The organism is Corynebacterium sp. KPL3927 (assembly GCF_040225835.1).
Lineage (GTDB): Bacteria > Actinomycetota > Actinomycetes > Mycobacteriales > Mycobacteriaceae > Corynebacterium.
In genome coordinates this window covers 101,229-115,588 of the sequence record NZ_JBEHGD010000005.1, presented here as the reverse complement: position 1 = coordinate 115,588, position 14,360 = coordinate 101,229, and the positions used below count along the sequence as shown (strand labels likewise).

The window sequence follows — 14,360 nt, the reverse complement described above, 5'->3', positions numbered from 1 at the left end:
CTCGTCCAACCCTACGCGATACCGGCGGCAAACTCCATTCCTCGCTATACCCCCGCCACGAACGTGCGGTAGCTCAGCGGCATGCCCGGCCGGTAGGCCAAGTGCACCGCGCTGGGAGCATCGAGCACGTGCAGGTCAGCGGCAGCCCCCTCCACCAGGGTGCCCTTCGCGGGGCGGCCCTGCGGGTCGAGTCCGTTGCCCACATTATGGCGGCGCAACGCCGTGGCACCGCCGGTGGTGGCGGCGTGGATGGCCTCGTCGACGGATAGGTGCTGCTGCAGGACGGCCGTGGTCACGCAGTAGTTCATCGACGATGTATAGGAGGTACCTGGGTTGAGGTTGGAGGCAATGGCGAGGGTGGCGCCGGCATCGAGAAGCGCACGGCCAGGCGCTAAGGGCTCGCGCGTGGAAAGATCGCAAGCCGGGAGCATGGTGGCCACGGTCTCGGATGCGGCGAGCTTTTCGATGTCACCATCGCTCAGGTAGTTCACGTGGTCCACCGAGGCGGCGCCAAGATCGACTGCGAGGCTAACCCCCGGGCCCTCGCCAAGCTGGTTGCCGTGCACGCGCAGGCCAAGGCCCAACTTTTTACCGGCTTCGAGAACGCGGCGCGACTGCTCTTCATTGAACGCGCCGCGCTCGCAGAAGACGTCGATCCACTGGACGTATTCGGCAACGCCGTCCAGCATCGGGCCGACGACCTCATCGAGGTAGTCTTCCGCATCCGCTCCCGGCGGCACGAGGTGGGCACCCAAGAACGTGACGTCATCGACGTGCTGGGATGCCACGCGCGCGGCTTCCACTTCAGATTCCGTGTTGAGGCCGTAGCCGGTCTTGGTCTCGAAGGTGGTGGTGCCACCGCGGCGGCCAGCGGCCACGCGCTCGGCGACGAGCTTATCCAAGCGGTCTGCCCCCGCCTCCCGGGTAGCGTCCATGGTCACCGCGATGCCGCCGGCCTCATAGGAACCGCCGGACATGCGGGCCTCAAACTCAGCGGAGCGGTCACCGTCGAAGACCATGTGGGTGTGCGAATCCACCCAACCCGGCAGGACGGCGCGCCCGCCTAGGTCCACCTGGTCATCAGCGGCGGGCGCCTGGGAGGCGGGGCCAATCCAGGCGATGGTGCCGTGGTCGGCGATGAGGGCGGCATCGTTAAGCGTGCCGTGCTCGCTGACCGTGCGGAGTTCTGAAATTCCGGTAAAAAGTGTGCTCATTTAATCCCTTGCCTTAAATTCCATGGGAACGCGAACGCCGCGTTCTTTGGCTACTTCCTCTGCGCGAGAGTACCCGGCATCGACGTGGCGGATAACGCCCATGCCTGGGTCATTGGTCAGCACGGCGCGCAGCTTGGCGGCGGCGAGATCGGTGCCATCGGCAACCGTGACCTGGCCGGCGTGGATGGAGCGGCCCATGCCCACTCCGCCGCCGTGGTGGAGGGAGACCCAGGTGGCGCCGGAGGATACGGCGGTCATGGCGTTAAGCAGCGGCCAGTCAGCGACGGCGTCGGTGCCATCGAGCATGGCTTCGGTCTCGCGGTACGGGGAGGCAACCGAGCCGGAATCGAGGTGGTCGCGGCCGATGACGATGGGGGCCTTGATCTTGCCCTCGCGCACTAAGTCATTGAAGAGCAGGCCGGCCTTGTGGCGCTCGTTGTAGCCGAGCCAGCAGATGCGGGCAGGCAGGCCCTCGAACTCGACGTATTCCTCAGCGGCGTCCAGCCAGTTGTGCAGGTGCTCGTTCTCCGGGAATAGTTCCTTCAGGGCTTGGTCAGTGACCTTGATGTCCTCTGGGTCGCCGGACAGCGCTGCCCAGCGGAATGGGCCCATTCCCTCGCAGAAGAGCGGGCGGATATAGGCGGGAACGAAGCCGGGGAACTCGAATGCGCGCTGGTAGCCGGCGTGGCGGGCCTCATCGCGGATGGAGTTGCCGTAGTCAAAGACCTCGGCGCCCTCGTCCTGGAATTCCACCATCGCCTGGACCTGTGCGGCCATGGATTCGCGGGCCTTTTTGGTAAAGGTCGTGGGATCGGCCTTGGCCTCGGACTGCCAGTCATCCACGGTGATTTCGGTGGGCAGGTAGGACAGTGGGTCGTGCGCGGAGGTCTGGTCGGTGACGATGTCTACCTTGAATTCCCCGGCGCGCTGGCGGCGCAGCACCTCTGGGAATGCCTCGGCGGCATTGCCCACCAAGCCCACGGAGAGGGCCTTCTTGTTTTCCTTGGCGTCGAGGACCAGGCGCAGGGCCTCATCCAGGTCGGTGACCACTTCATCGAGGTAGCGCTTGTGCTGGCGGCGGCGCAGGCGGTGCTCGTCCACGTCCACGATGAGCACTGCTCCGCCGTTCAGCGTCACGGCGAGCGGTTGGGCACCGCCCATGCCGCCGCACCCACCTGTCAGGGTCAGGGTTCCGGCCAGGCTGCCCTCGAAGCGCTTCTTGGCCACGGCCGCGAAGGTCTCGTAGGTGCCCTGCAGGATGCCCTGGGTGGCGATGTAGATCCAAGAGCCGGCCGTCATCTGGCCGTACATCATCAGACCCTCGTCCTCAAGCTTGCGGAAGTGCTCCCAGTTGGCCCAGTCGCCCACCAGGTTGGAATTGGCGATGAGCACGCGCGGTGCCCATTCATTGGTCTTCCAGATGCCCACCGGCTTGCCGGATTGGACGAGGAGGGTTTCATCGCTTTCTAGGTCCTTCAGCGATTCCACAATGGCATCGAAGGCCTCCCAGCTGCGGGCTGCGCGGCCGGTGCCGCCGTAGACCACGAGGTCCTCGGGGCGCTCTGCCACCTCTGGATCTAGGTTATTCATCAGCATGCGCAGTGGCGCTTCGGTTTGCCAGGATTTTGCGTTGAGTTCGGTGCCGCGGGGTGCGCGGACTTCGCGTGGTTCAGACATGGCTTCCTTTCGCTCGTGCTTATCGACGCCGTGCCCTACCCCAAGGCCGGTTTCCCGGGGCTGTCTCCCGGGGGCTTGGCGAGCGTCACAGATATCAATTTAGTGTGATGCACAACGTATTTAGAGCTTGCACAGTCACCAACTGTCTGGCATTTCAGACTCAACGGCTACGATGGCAGTCATGCGCCACGTATTGCCCGCCCTCGCCGCCGCCTGCCTGCTGGCAGGGTGCTCCTCGCAGCCGGAAGAAGCCCCTGAAGACACAGAAAACTATGTGGCCCTCGGGGATTCCTATGCGGCGATGGGCTCGACGACGCTCCCGCTCGATCCGCCCGATTCCTGCGCACGCGCACAAGATTCCTATCCAGAACTCGCCGCGCAAGAGATCACCACGAGCTCTTTCCGCAACGTCGCCTGCCAGGGCGCGAGCACGCTGGATGTTTTATCCTCCGCGGGCGAGCACCCCGCCCAGGTGGACGCGCTTGCCCCGGATACGTCCCTTGTCTCCTTGAGCATCGGCGGCAACGATGCCAGCTTTGTGCGCCTGACCCAATGCGCAACGGACGATATATGCCAAGACGAATCGGGCCCGCAGATAGAACTGGAGCTACACGATCTGCCCCAACGCCTGGACAAGGTCTACGGGGAAATCGCCCACCGCTCGCCCGAGGCAAAGGTCATTGCCACCGGCTATATCCCCCTCATCAACCCCGGCGAGACCTGCCCCTTCATAGAAAAAATCCCGGCCACAGACCGGGAGTGGTTGGCAGATACCATCCAGCGCATCAACCAAACGGTGCGCGAGGCCGCCGAGCGCAACGGCGCCACCTACGTGCTGCCTGACGATGCCTCGCAGCACTCCGCCTGCTCGGATGAACCGTGGGTGGACTTTACAGGGCAGGATACCGATTCCTTCCCCATGCACCCCACCCACGCGGGCCAGGTGACAATGGCCGAGGCGTTAGGCAGAGCCCTCTAGCCCGGCGCGGGCGGCGTCGTCCGATCCGGGAACGCGCATCTCAAACTTTTCGGTAACCACCGTGTAGTCGAAATAGCCCATGCGTGCAATGGGTTTAATCCGGACGATATCGAGCTTGCCATCCTCATCAACAACGGATTCATCGATGTGGATGGTCTTAACATCCGCAACCACGAGGTCTATTGTGCCGACCTTGGAATTTCCCGGCAGGCGCAGCGTGGTCTTATATTCGCACTCAAACTTCACTGGGGATTCTTTCACCATGGGTATGCGGTAGTTCTCCGCGTATTCCTTGGTGACATTCAAGCGCTCCCATTCGCTATCGCCGTGCTCGAGCACCTGCGCGGACTTATTAACCTCTTCACGCAGGTCATAGGTTGCCATATTCCACACAAACCAGCCGGTTTCTTCCGCATTGAGCACAGTGTCCTTGCGCCGACCATCCGGGTATTGGTTGGCAGAAAACATCACCATGGGTGGGTCAAAAGTGAGGTTTTGCCACTGGCTATACGGGGCGATATTTTCTCGACCCTCGCTATCAACACTGGACAACCACCCAATGGGGCGCGGCACCGTGCTGGACTTAAACGGCGAATACGGCAACGGGTTCGGCTCGGACTGCGGGTTCCACTTTAAGGAAGCCATATTAACCACGCAGCTTTCCGGTGGCAGCCTCGACGGCATCGATCAGCGCGCCAGACTTGACCAGGCGCACGGTCTCCTCGATTTCCGGCGATAGGTAGCGGTCGGTGCCGGGACCAGGAACGGTCTCGTGCAGGGCGGCAATGACCGCGCCGGTGCCGCCAGCGGGCGTTCCCTCGCGCATGTCGATGGCGCGCGCCGCGGTGAGGATCTCCACGGCAAGCACGCGCTGGAGGCCATCGACTGCCTTGCGCAGCTTGCGGGCGGCGGACCACCCCATGGATACGTGGTCTTCCTGCATGGCAGAGGAAGGAATGGAATCGGCCGAGGCCGGGGTGGCCAGGCGCTTTAATTCGCTGACGATGCCAGCCTGGGCGTATTGGGCAATCATGTGGCCGGAGTCGACACCGGGGTCATCGGCAAGAAAGGCGTTCAAGCCGCGGTTGCGGGCCGGATCCAGGAAGCGGTCGGTGCGGCGCTCAGAAATGGACGCCAGGTCCGCGGTGACGATGGAGAGGAAGTCGAGCGCATAGGCCACCGGGGCGCCGTGGAAGTTGCCGTTAGAGACCACGCGGCCGTCCTTGGCCACCACTGGGTTATCCACGGCGGCGGCGAGCTCGCGCTCTGCCACCTGCGCGGTATGCGCCAAGGTATCGCGGAAACCGCCGGCTACCTGCGGCGCGCAGCGCACGGAGTAGGCGTCCTGGACCTGGTTCTTCTTGAACTCCTCCAGCGCTGCGGCGAGGATCTCGGAGCCGTCGGCGACCTGGCGGATATTGGCAGCAGAATCGGCCTGGCCCGGGTGCGGGCGCAGCTGCTGGAGGTCATCGGCGAAGACAACGAGGGTGCCCAGCAGGCCTTCTACCGTCATCGCGGTGGCGATATCGGCGGTCTTGGCGGCCGCGCGCAGGTCAGTAATGGCCAGGCAGAGCTGGCCCAGCATGCCATCGGTGCCGTTGATAAGGGCAAGACCCTCCTTCTCGCGCAGCTCCAGCGGCTCGATGCCGGCGGCGGCAAGGGCCTCGCCGGCGTCCTTGAGCTCGCCACCCACGCGGACCTCGCCCTCGCCCAAGAGCGCCAGGGCGCAGTGGGCCAGCGGGGCCAGGTCGCCGGAGCAACCCAGCGAACCGTATTCGCGCACCACCGGCACAATGCCAGCATTGAGCGCCTTGGCGTAGGTTTCTACCACCACGGGGCGCACGCCGGTACGGCCGGTGCACAAGGTGGATAGGCGCAGCAGCATGAGCGCGCGGATGACTTCTTCTTCCACCTCAGGGCCGGTGCCGGCCGCGTGGGAGCGCACCAGGGATAGCTGCAGCTGCGCACGCATCTCTTCTGGAATGTGGCGGCGGGCAAGCGCGCCAAAGCCGGTGGAAATGCCATAGACCGGCGTGGGGTCCTGGGCCAGTTCTTCGACCCGGTCGCGCGTGGAGGCAACCTCGTCCAGGGCCTCGGCGGAGATTTCTACCGTGGCGCCGTAGCGGGCAACCGCCACGACTTCCTCAATGGTCAGCGCTCCGACGCCGACGGTAACGGTGGATGGGTATGCATTAGGCATGATGACTCCTAGTGTCTTTAGGGCAGCAAAATATAGCTCACGTCACAGCCTAACGCGCTAGCCCGCATGGTACCTCACTTTTCACGCTGGCGATACATTTTCCCCGCAACTTTCTCCGCGCCCTGGCGCAGCGCCGCAATGAGCGCCTCTACCCTATCTGCCGGCGTGGACACGGGATAGGTCACCGCAATGGCCGCAGCAGGCCGCTCCAGGTGGTCCAGGATGGGCACTGCCACCGAGGCCTGCCCCCGCGAGATTTCTTCCACCTCTTGGTCCCATCCGCGCGCAAGGGCCCGGTCCAGCTGCTTTTTAAGGAAACCAAAATTTTCCCCGCCCGCAGTATCGAAGGCGGCCTTGACCTCCCATTCCGGCAGGTGCGCCAGCATCACCCTGCCCGAGGCAGTCTTATGCGCCTGCAGGCGCACCCCCACCTCCGTGACCAAGGAGGTCGCACCCGGCGCGCGGACCTCCTGCAGGTATAAAATCTCCGAGCCTGCCATGCGCGAAAGGTGCCCAGATCCACCTACCAACCGCGCGCATTCCTCCAGATCACGCGTGGCCATGCGCACCAGCGGCTGCTGGGTTACATAGGCAGAGGCCATCGAATACGCGGCCAGGCCCAAGCCGTAGGTCTTGTGCTCGGGCAGGTGGGCAACGAAGCCGGCATCGACCATCTCCGCGAGCAGGTGGTACGTGGTCGAGCGCGGCAGGCCGAGCTCGCCTTGGATGCGGGCGGCGGAAATCGGGACATCGATAGTCGATAGCAGCTTGAGGATGTCCAGGGCATGGCGCGCGGCGGGGACTCGGTTAGCACTCACAGCGCCCAATTATATTCCGCTACTGCCAGACAAATTCACCGCACGCTTCTACCATCGGCACTATGAATACCGAATCAGCCCCACTTTTTACTCCCGCCCCCAAGTGGTCCGGCCGCTCCGATGGCCCCGGCCCCGAGCACGCGCGCTGGCATAGTGTTATCAACCAAGCCGAATCCGCGCCCGTAACCCTGTTGGGCTTTGCCTCCGATGAGGGCGTGCTACGCAACGGCGGCCGCCAAGGTGCCGCCGCCGGCCCCGCCGCCCTGCGCACAGCCCTTGGCTCCCTCGCGGTCCACCACGGCCATGCGCTTGCCGATGCCGGAACCATCACCACCCAAGGCGACGATCTCGACGGCGCACACGAGGCGCTATCTGACAAGGTCGAAGAACTCGTCCGCAGCGCTACCCTGCCGATCATCTTGGGCGGCGGGCACGAAACCGCCTTCGGCTCCCACCGCGGCCTATTCCGCGCGCGCGGTGCCACCCCCATCATCAACCTGGATGCCCACTTCGATCTCCGCCACGCGGACCACGCCACCTCCGGCACGCCCTTTACCCAGATTTCCCAGCTCACCGATGACTTTGACTACACCGTCTTCGGTATTTCCCGCCCCAATAACACCGCGGTGCTCTTCAACGATGCCGATAAGCTCGGCGTTAACTACACCTTGGATGAGGAGCTGGTGAACCTCACCCCGGCCGAATGCGGCGCGCTCGCCACCCAGGCCACCGCCGCCGCGGACAAGGTGCACCTCTCCATCGACTTGGACGTGCTTCCCGCCTCCACCGCGCCGGGTGTATCCGCCCCGGCCAGCCTCGGCGTTGCCTACGAGCGCATCCGCGCCTTGGCGGTCGCCATCGCCGCGACGGGCAAGCTCGCGCTTGTCGATGTCGTCGAGCTCAACCCCACCTTTGACATAGACAACCGCACCGCCAAGGCAGCGGCGCGGCTTATCGATGACATCGTTAATGCCCACCTCACTGCGGTAAGCGGGCAATAAACATCAAAACAGAAGGTGCGCAATCGGGGTTGCAATCACGATGGTGAGGGCTACGCGCTCAAACCAGATGATGACCAGGTGGGATAGCTTCACCGGAATCTTGGTGGCCAAAATGCACGGCACCAAAGCGGAGAAGAAGATAATGGCAGAGACCGCCACGACCCCGATGACGAATTTCAGCACCATGGAGTCACTGCCTGCCACCGCGGTGGCAGGCAGGAACATCTCCGCAATGCCCATCGCCGCGGCCTTGCCGCCGAGTGCCGGCTCCGGCAGCTGCACTATCCAGGCAAAGGGATAAAACAGGTACCCGATCCATTCAAAGATCGGGGTAAACCGCGCAAGCAGCAAGCCAATAAGGCCCACCGACATAATGGACGGCACGATGGCCGCGGCCATCCGCACGCCATCGCGCAGGTTATCCCAAATGGCTTGTGGCAGCGACGGCGCGCGCTGCAAAGCCAGCATCGCCTCGCGCCACGCATTCTTAAAGCGCGATCCCTCCACCGGCTTTTCTGGGTCTGGCTCTACACCCGCGCAGTATTCATCCGGGATCGTCCGCAGCGGCGGGATGCGCACGGTAATGGCCGTAACCAGGAACGTCACCAGCAGCGTGACGGCAAAGTAGGTGCCCCAGATATTCATCAAATCCAGCTGCTTGGCCACGATGACCATAAACGCCGCCGATACCGTGGAAAACCCCGTGGCAATAACGGCAGCCTCCCTACCGGTATAACCGCCCTTTTGATAGACGCGGTCCGTGACCAAGATGCCCAGCGAATACGACCCCACGAAGGATGCCACCGCATCGATAGCGGAGCGCCCCGGCGTCTTCCACAGCGGGCGCATGATGGGCTGCATCAGCACCCCAACAAATTCCAAGAGACCAAACCCAATAAGAAATGCCAGGAAGGTACCGCCGATGGGCACGATAAGCCCCACCGGCGTAGCAATGGAGTTCCACAAGAAGGGAACCAAGTCCTCATCGCCCAATACCCACGGCAGCGCGTCAATGACCATGAGGAAGGAAATGACCGCGCCTGCGATATTGAGGACCGCAAAGACCGCCTGCAGCGCACTTTGCTTAAACGCCCCAGTGCTAAAGCTGCGCACCGTTCCATACACGGCGAGCGCAAAAATAAGCCACGGCACCACCGCCGGAATGCTATCGCGCACGATGGTGACCATGTGGTCCAAAGGAATGGAGTTCTTTTCCTTATACGTCACAGGAAAGAAGAACACGAACGCGCCAATGGCGCTATAAACAAAGAGTCTCCACCGTCCCCCAGGCCGCGGGACTTCCCCGTCATGGCTCTGGATGGAGGAATTAACTGAATCAGTAGAAGTCATGATAGACCGCCCCTCAAGCTTGCATGATGATCAAGCCCGCGCGACAGCCTGACGCGAACATTGCGATTATGTTATCTAAATAACATGTTGTTGTCTAGCGTTTTTTAGCTCAAGGCACAATGGGACTATGTCTAACCCCATCCGCGTCGTCGGCGCCGTCTTTCACCATGGCGATCGCTTCCTCGCCTGCCGCAAGAAACCCGGAAAACCCCTAGAAGGACATTGGGAATTTCCGGGCGGAAAAATCGAACCGGGAGAATCACCCGAACAGGCTTTAGCCCGCGAAATTCGCGAGGAACTCAACCTTACTGCCCGCGTAGGCAGCAAACTCACGACGACCATCTACGAGTACGACTTTGCCACCATCGAACTAACCACCTTTTATTGCACGCTCACCAGCGGCGAGCTTCGCCTGAGCGATCATGACGCAACCAGGTGGGTTACCCCCGCAGAAGCAATGGAGCTGACCTGGGCGCCAGCGGATATTCCAGCCGTGGAAAAACTTTGCCCTTAGAATCTTGTAGCTATGAGCCATTCCTTGGATTCCTCGCTCCCCTTCGGCGTTTACGAAACCCCGGTGACCTCGCGCATTCGTGAGCGTATGGAGGAAACGCAAAGCCGACACCCATCGGCGGGATTCGGGGTAGGAAACGGCACAGATGATAGCGCTCGCGGGCGCTATACCTCGGCCATGTCTCAACACATCGGCGATTTACTAGAGCAACGCCTCATGGGGCTCAAATCCTCAGCAGACCGAGTAGCCCTTATCAATACAATCGCTGGAATGCTTGGCGAGGACGAAAATATTGATACCGAGCAACTCCTCTACGCCGTCTACAACACTTCTTTAGCCGAGCCTCCGCTGCTTCCGGATGTATCGCTGACTAAGAGCGCGCTTTTTACTAATGCCCAGGGCGAGGCCAGCCTGACCAGCGAGGTTGAGCGGGAGATAAAGACAGCTGATTCCGTCGACTTATTGTGTGCCTTCATCAAAAGCTCCGGAATCAGTGTCCTTGACCAGCAATTGCAGTTCCTGCGCGACAACCAGATTCCATTCCGCCTATTGACCTCTACTTACTGTGGGGCTTCCGATGCGGCGGCTCTTAAACGCCTGGTAGAAAAATATCGCGCCGATGTAAAGATTTGCTATGAGCATAAATCCACACGCCTGCACGCCAAAGCATGGCTATTCCGACGGAATTCTGGCTTCGACACCGCTTTTATTGGAAGCTCGAACCTTTCGAGGTCTGCTCTTATCGATGGCTGGGAATGGAACGTGCGCGGCTCTGCTACGGCGACGCCTGAGGTCATCGAAAAATTCATAAAGACTTTCGACAGCTACTGGCACGATAGCCACTTCAAGACTTTTGACCCCGCCAGGGATATGGATCGCCTGCAGGAATCCCTGCGCATTGCAAAAGGAACGGAGTCCCCACAAGCTTTGCGCCAATTAGAGCTTTCTGGCCTAGAAGTTACTCCCTATCCTTATCAAGAAGAGATGCTCGAGGCGCTGCGGTCCGAACGTGAGGTAAAGGATCGCCACAAAAACCTACTCGTTGCGGCGACAGGCACCGGCAAGACCGTCGTAGCTGCCCTGGATTACCTCAATCTTTGCCGGCAGTGGAAGCGTCGCCCACGTTTGCTCTTCGTCGCACACCGCAAAGAAATTCTTCACCAAGCGCGGCGTACGTACCGCGAGGTGCTCAAGGATGCCAACTTTGGCGAGTTGCTTGTCGATGGCACCGAGCCCCGGCGCTGGGACTTCGTATTTGCAAGCGTTCAGTCGCTCAATTCCGCTCGCTTAGAAAAGCTCGCGCCGGATCAATTCGATGTCGTGGTCATCGACGAATTCCACCATGCAGAAGCTCCAACATATAACGCGCTTCTTAGCCATTTTGAACCAGACGAATTACTTGGGCTGACCGCAACACCTGAGCGCGGCGATGGCAAAAATGTCCAACAGTACTTTGACTACCGCATTGCCCATGAACTACGCCTCTGGGATGCTTTGCGCCTGCAACTTTTGGTTCCCATGCATTATTACGGAATTGCAGACGGTACGGATCTTTCTTCACTTACGTGGAACAGGGGCAAGAAAGATTACAACACCAACGAGTTGTCAGAGTTTTATATCAAGTCTGGCGAAAAACGGACTCGCTTTATAATAAATGAACTGGATAAACGGATTTTCGATCTTTCTGAAATGAAAGCGATCGGCTTTTGCGTCTCCATTGCCCACGCAGAGCATATGGCCCAGCAATTTCAGCACTTTGGAATTCCAGCCCAGGCCGTGACGAGCAAATTAACTTCTTCTGAACGCGCTGAAGCCATTCAACAGCTAGAAACCGGCGCCATCAAGGCTCTCTTTTCTGTTGATATTTTCAATGAGGGCGTCGACATCCCAGCGGTCAATACACTGCTCTTGCTCCGGCCGACCCAAAGCCCGGTTATCTTCCTACAGCAACTTGGCCGCGGTCTTCGCCTTGCCCCCGGAAAGGATTCTTGTACCGTATTCGATTTCATTGGCCAACAGCATGTTGAATACGATTTTGAGCGTAAATTCAATGCGTTAACGAGAAAACGCGGAAAACGCCTACTCACCGAGATAGAGCAGGGCTTTCCCACCACGCCGCCGGGAACGCACATCCAATTCGATGAGTCGACGACGGAACAGGTACTCAGCAACGTAAAGAAGACGGCACGGAGCAACTTGCGGAAAGTGCGTGCGCTGGTGGCGGAAATAAGAACCACCGATCTCAAAGAATTCCTCGACGAGGCAAACCTCGAATTGGAGGATATTTATCGCCCCAACAAATACTCCTGGACCCACCTCCTGCGCGAGGAAGGCCTCCTCGAGCCACGTGACGATGAGATGGAAAGCTTCTTACTCAACCGGATTAAAGTTTTCCTCCACGTCAATGATGCGACACGCATTGAGGCTTATCTTCGAATCCTAAAATCCTCCACTTCGCAATTCGGCGATATGTCGCCCACTGATCAAGCCTTTGCACGAATGCTGGTCTTGGGCTTTTGGGCTAATTCCAATGCACCCAGCCCGTCTTCTTTTGACCAAGCGCTGGGAATATTGCGAGAGCACCCGCGAGTTATTTGGGAACTTGAACAGGTAATGCGGCTACAAAACGATGCTTCGCGCATTATCCCGCAGCCAAGCGACGATACCGTTCTGGAAACTCACGCCGATTACTCTCTGGCAGAGTTAGTCGGCGCCTTGCAAACTGGCGACTTAGAAAAACTGGTCAACCTTCCGCGCGAGGGAGTGAAATACTTCCCCGAGATGAACATGGACTTGTTCCTGGTGACCTTCCAAAAGGACGATCAAGTGAGCGCCACCACGAATTACCGGGACTACCCGATTTCACCGGATCTCCTCCACTGGGAATCGCAATCGACAACAACTCTAAAATCGAAGGCAGCACGCCGATATATTCAGCATGATGAGCTCGGTGGGAAGATTCTTATCGCCTCTCGCTTTACTAAGAAGAACTCTGTGGGCACCGCGAGCGCCTATACATTTTTGGGTGCTGTGGATTATGTTTCCCACCACGGTGAAAAGCCCATTCAGTTCCAATGGAAGCTGCAAAGAACCATGCCAAAGGCTCTGTACGCTGCTGGTCGGACCGTCGCTTAGCACGCGTGGTTAAATAATTGGGCTGCACTTTACCCGTCAAGAGTGATACATTTCTCTTAAGTGATTCGCACCACAGCCACTTAAGGAAGTGTCATGAGCCAATCAGAAAACCACACCGGCGCAACATCCGACGAAGGCCAACAGACACACAACTCTGAGCCACAAGCAAAGGTGAAATGGACCCTCGTTGGTCCGGGTTTGGTCGCCGCAGCCACCGGCGTCGGTGCCGCCGACTTGGTGGCAACCATGATTGCCGGCCAGCGCTACGGCTACGCACTGTTGTGGGCCGTCATCGTCGGTACGATTATGAAAATCGTGCTGGTGGAAGGCGTCGGCCGCTATAGCTTGGCCACCGGAAACACCATGTTCCACGGGTGGCGGGAACTTGGGCGCTGGACCTCGTGGTACTTCGCGCCCTACATCGTCATCTGGGGATTGGTATATGGCGCAGCCGCCATGTCCGGCACCGGCTTGGCATTGAGCGCGCTCTTCCCCGGTACAAGCTTGACTATGTGGGCCATCCTGACCGGCGTCTTGTGCTTTGCGCTTACGTGGTTGGGCCAATACCAGCTCTTTGAAAAGCTTGCCGCCGTATTAGTTGGCATCATGTTTGTCACCGTGGTGGGCATTGCAGCAATTACCGCGCCTAATTTGCCAGAGATTCTGCGCGGCCTCGTCCCCACCATCCCGGATGGTTCTTTCGTCTACGTGCTCTCCATCGCCGGCGGTGTCGGCGGCACCATTACCCTTGCTGCCTATGGCTACTGGCTGCGTGAGAAGAAATGGTTCACGCCCAAGTGGATGAAGGTCATGCGCATGGATAACTCGGTGGCTTATGCCGTCACCGGTATCTTCGTGCTCGCTACGCTAGTCCTGGGTGCCGAGCTTTTGTACAGCGCCAATGTCGCTGTCTCCGATAACGACCAGGGCTTGGTAGACATGGCGGACGTGCTGGAGGCTCGCTACGGAACCTTTATTTCTAAGTGGTTCATCGTCGGATTCTTCTCAGCCGCATTCTCTTCCTGCTTGGGCGTGTGGAACGGTGTGTCCCTCATGTTCGCGGACTACGTTGGCCACCTGAAGAACCTCCCACAAGGCCACCCCAGCACCAGCACGGGCGGTAAGTACTACCGCGCATACCTCATCTGGTTGACCTTCCCACCGATGCTGCTCCTGCTGCTGGGCAAGCCCACCGGGTTGATCATTGGCTACGGCGTCTTGGGCGCATTCTTCATGCCCTTCCTGGGACTTACTCTCTTGGTTCTGCTGAATACCAAGCACACCCCGAAAAAATGGCGCAATGGCTGGTTCATCAACACCCTGATGGGCATCATTTCTGCGGCCTTTGTCTACCTGTGTGTGTCCCAGGTCGCAGGGCTCTTCTAGCCCTGTTGCTCGTAATCTTCAAGGTACGCGCCGATTACCCTTAGGCTCTCGACCTCGTGGAGCGGGATGCGTCGGCACTGAGCGGT

11 protein-coding genes are annotated in these 14,360 nt (G+C 59.9%); 5 read left to right on the top strand and 6 right to left on the bottom strand.

Annotation, left to right across the window (positions count from 1 at the left end; genetic code table 11):
- Positions 1–44: 44 nt before the first annotated feature.
- Together hutI and hutU are read right to left on the bottom strand one after the other, a co-directional pair.
- Entirely contained in the window at positions 45–1,214 is a 1,170-nt protein-coding gene (hutI, locus tag ABRP86_RS04360; protein ID WP_298695443.1) for an imidazolonepropionase, read from the bottom strand.
- On the bottom strand, positions 1,215–2,891 hold the full coding sequence (gene hutU / locus ABRP86_RS04355) for a urocanate hydratase (RefSeq protein WP_298695442.1): 1,677 nt from the start codon (positions 2,889–2,891) through the stop codon (positions 1,215–1,217).
- 181 nt (positions 2,892–3,072) lie between these two features.
- Between hutU and ABRP86_RS04350 the strand changes: the two genes are divergently transcribed.
- Positions 3,073–3,870, top strand: coding sequence for an SGNH/GDSL hydrolase family protein (locus tag ABRP86_RS04350; protein ID WP_349862650.1), 798 nt, complete (start codon positions 3,073–3,075; stop codon positions 3,868–3,870).
- Here the strand turns inward: ABRP86_RS04350 and ABRP86_RS04345 are convergent.
- The 3 genes from ABRP86_RS04345 to ABRP86_RS04335 all read right to left on the bottom strand — a co-directional run bounded on the left by ABRP86_RS04345 (position 3,853) and on the right by ABRP86_RS04335 (position 6,888).
- Positions 3,853–4,515, bottom strand: coding sequence for a flavin reductase family protein (locus tag ABRP86_RS04345; RefSeq protein ID WP_349837804.1), 663 nt, complete (start codon positions 4,513–4,515; stop codon positions 3,853–3,855). The genes ABRP86_RS04350 and ABRP86_RS04345 overlap by 18 nt on opposite strands.
- A 1-nt stretch (position 4,516) precedes the next feature.
- On the bottom strand, positions 4,517–6,070 hold the full coding sequence (hutH, locus tag ABRP86_RS04340) for a histidine ammonia-lyase (RefSeq protein ID WP_349862648.1): 1,554 nt from the start codon (positions 6,068–6,070) through the stop codon (positions 4,517–4,519).
- A 74-nt stretch (positions 6,071–6,144) separates the two neighbouring features.
- Positions 6,145–6,888, bottom strand: a complete 744-nt coding sequence (locus ABRP86_RS04335) for an IclR family transcriptional regulator (protein ID WP_298695436.1) — start codon at positions 6,886–6,888, stop codon at positions 6,145–6,147.
- A gap of 62 nt (positions 6,889–6,950) precedes the next feature.
- Between ABRP86_RS04335 and hutG the strand changes: the two genes are divergently transcribed.
- Positions 6,951–7,889, top strand: a complete 939-nt coding sequence (gene hutG, locus ABRP86_RS04330; protein WP_349837805.1) for a formimidoylglutamase — start codon at positions 6,951–6,953, stop codon at positions 7,887–7,889.
- 3 nt (positions 7,890–7,892) lie between these two features.
- Here hutG and ABRP86_RS04325 read toward each other — a convergent pair whose 3' ends face one another.
- Entirely contained in the window at positions 7,893–9,239 is a 1,347-nt protein-coding gene (locus ABRP86_RS04325) for a YjiH family protein (RefSeq protein ID WP_349837806.1), read from the bottom strand.
- Between the two features lie 127 nt (positions 9,240–9,366).
- On the opposite strand from ABRP86_RS04325, the gene ABRP86_RS04320 reads away from it, so the two are divergent.
- The 3 genes from ABRP86_RS04320 to ABRP86_RS04310 all read left to right on the top strand — a co-directional run bounded on the left by ABRP86_RS04320 (position 9,367) and on the right by ABRP86_RS04310 (position 14,274).
- Positions 9,367–9,753 (top strand): (deoxy)nucleoside triphosphate pyrophosphohydrolase, encoded by a 387-nt coding sequence (locus ABRP86_RS04320; protein ID WP_349862645.1) that lies wholly within the window; start codon positions 9,367–9,369, stop codon positions 9,751–9,753.
- Positions 9,754–9,765: 12 nt separating this feature from the next.
- Positions 9,766–12,888: a DUF3427 domain-containing protein gene (locus ABRP86_RS04315; protein WP_349862643.1), complete on the top strand. Its 3,123-nt coding sequence runs from the start codon at positions 9,766–9,768 to the stop codon at positions 12,886–12,888.
- A gap of 93 nt (positions 12,889–12,981) precedes the next feature.
- Positions 12,982–14,274: an Nramp family divalent metal transporter gene (locus tag ABRP86_RS04310; protein WP_298695428.1), complete on the top strand. Its 1,293-nt coding sequence runs from the start codon at positions 12,982–12,984 to the stop codon at positions 14,272–14,274.
- Positions 14,275–14,360 lie beyond the last annotated feature (86 nt).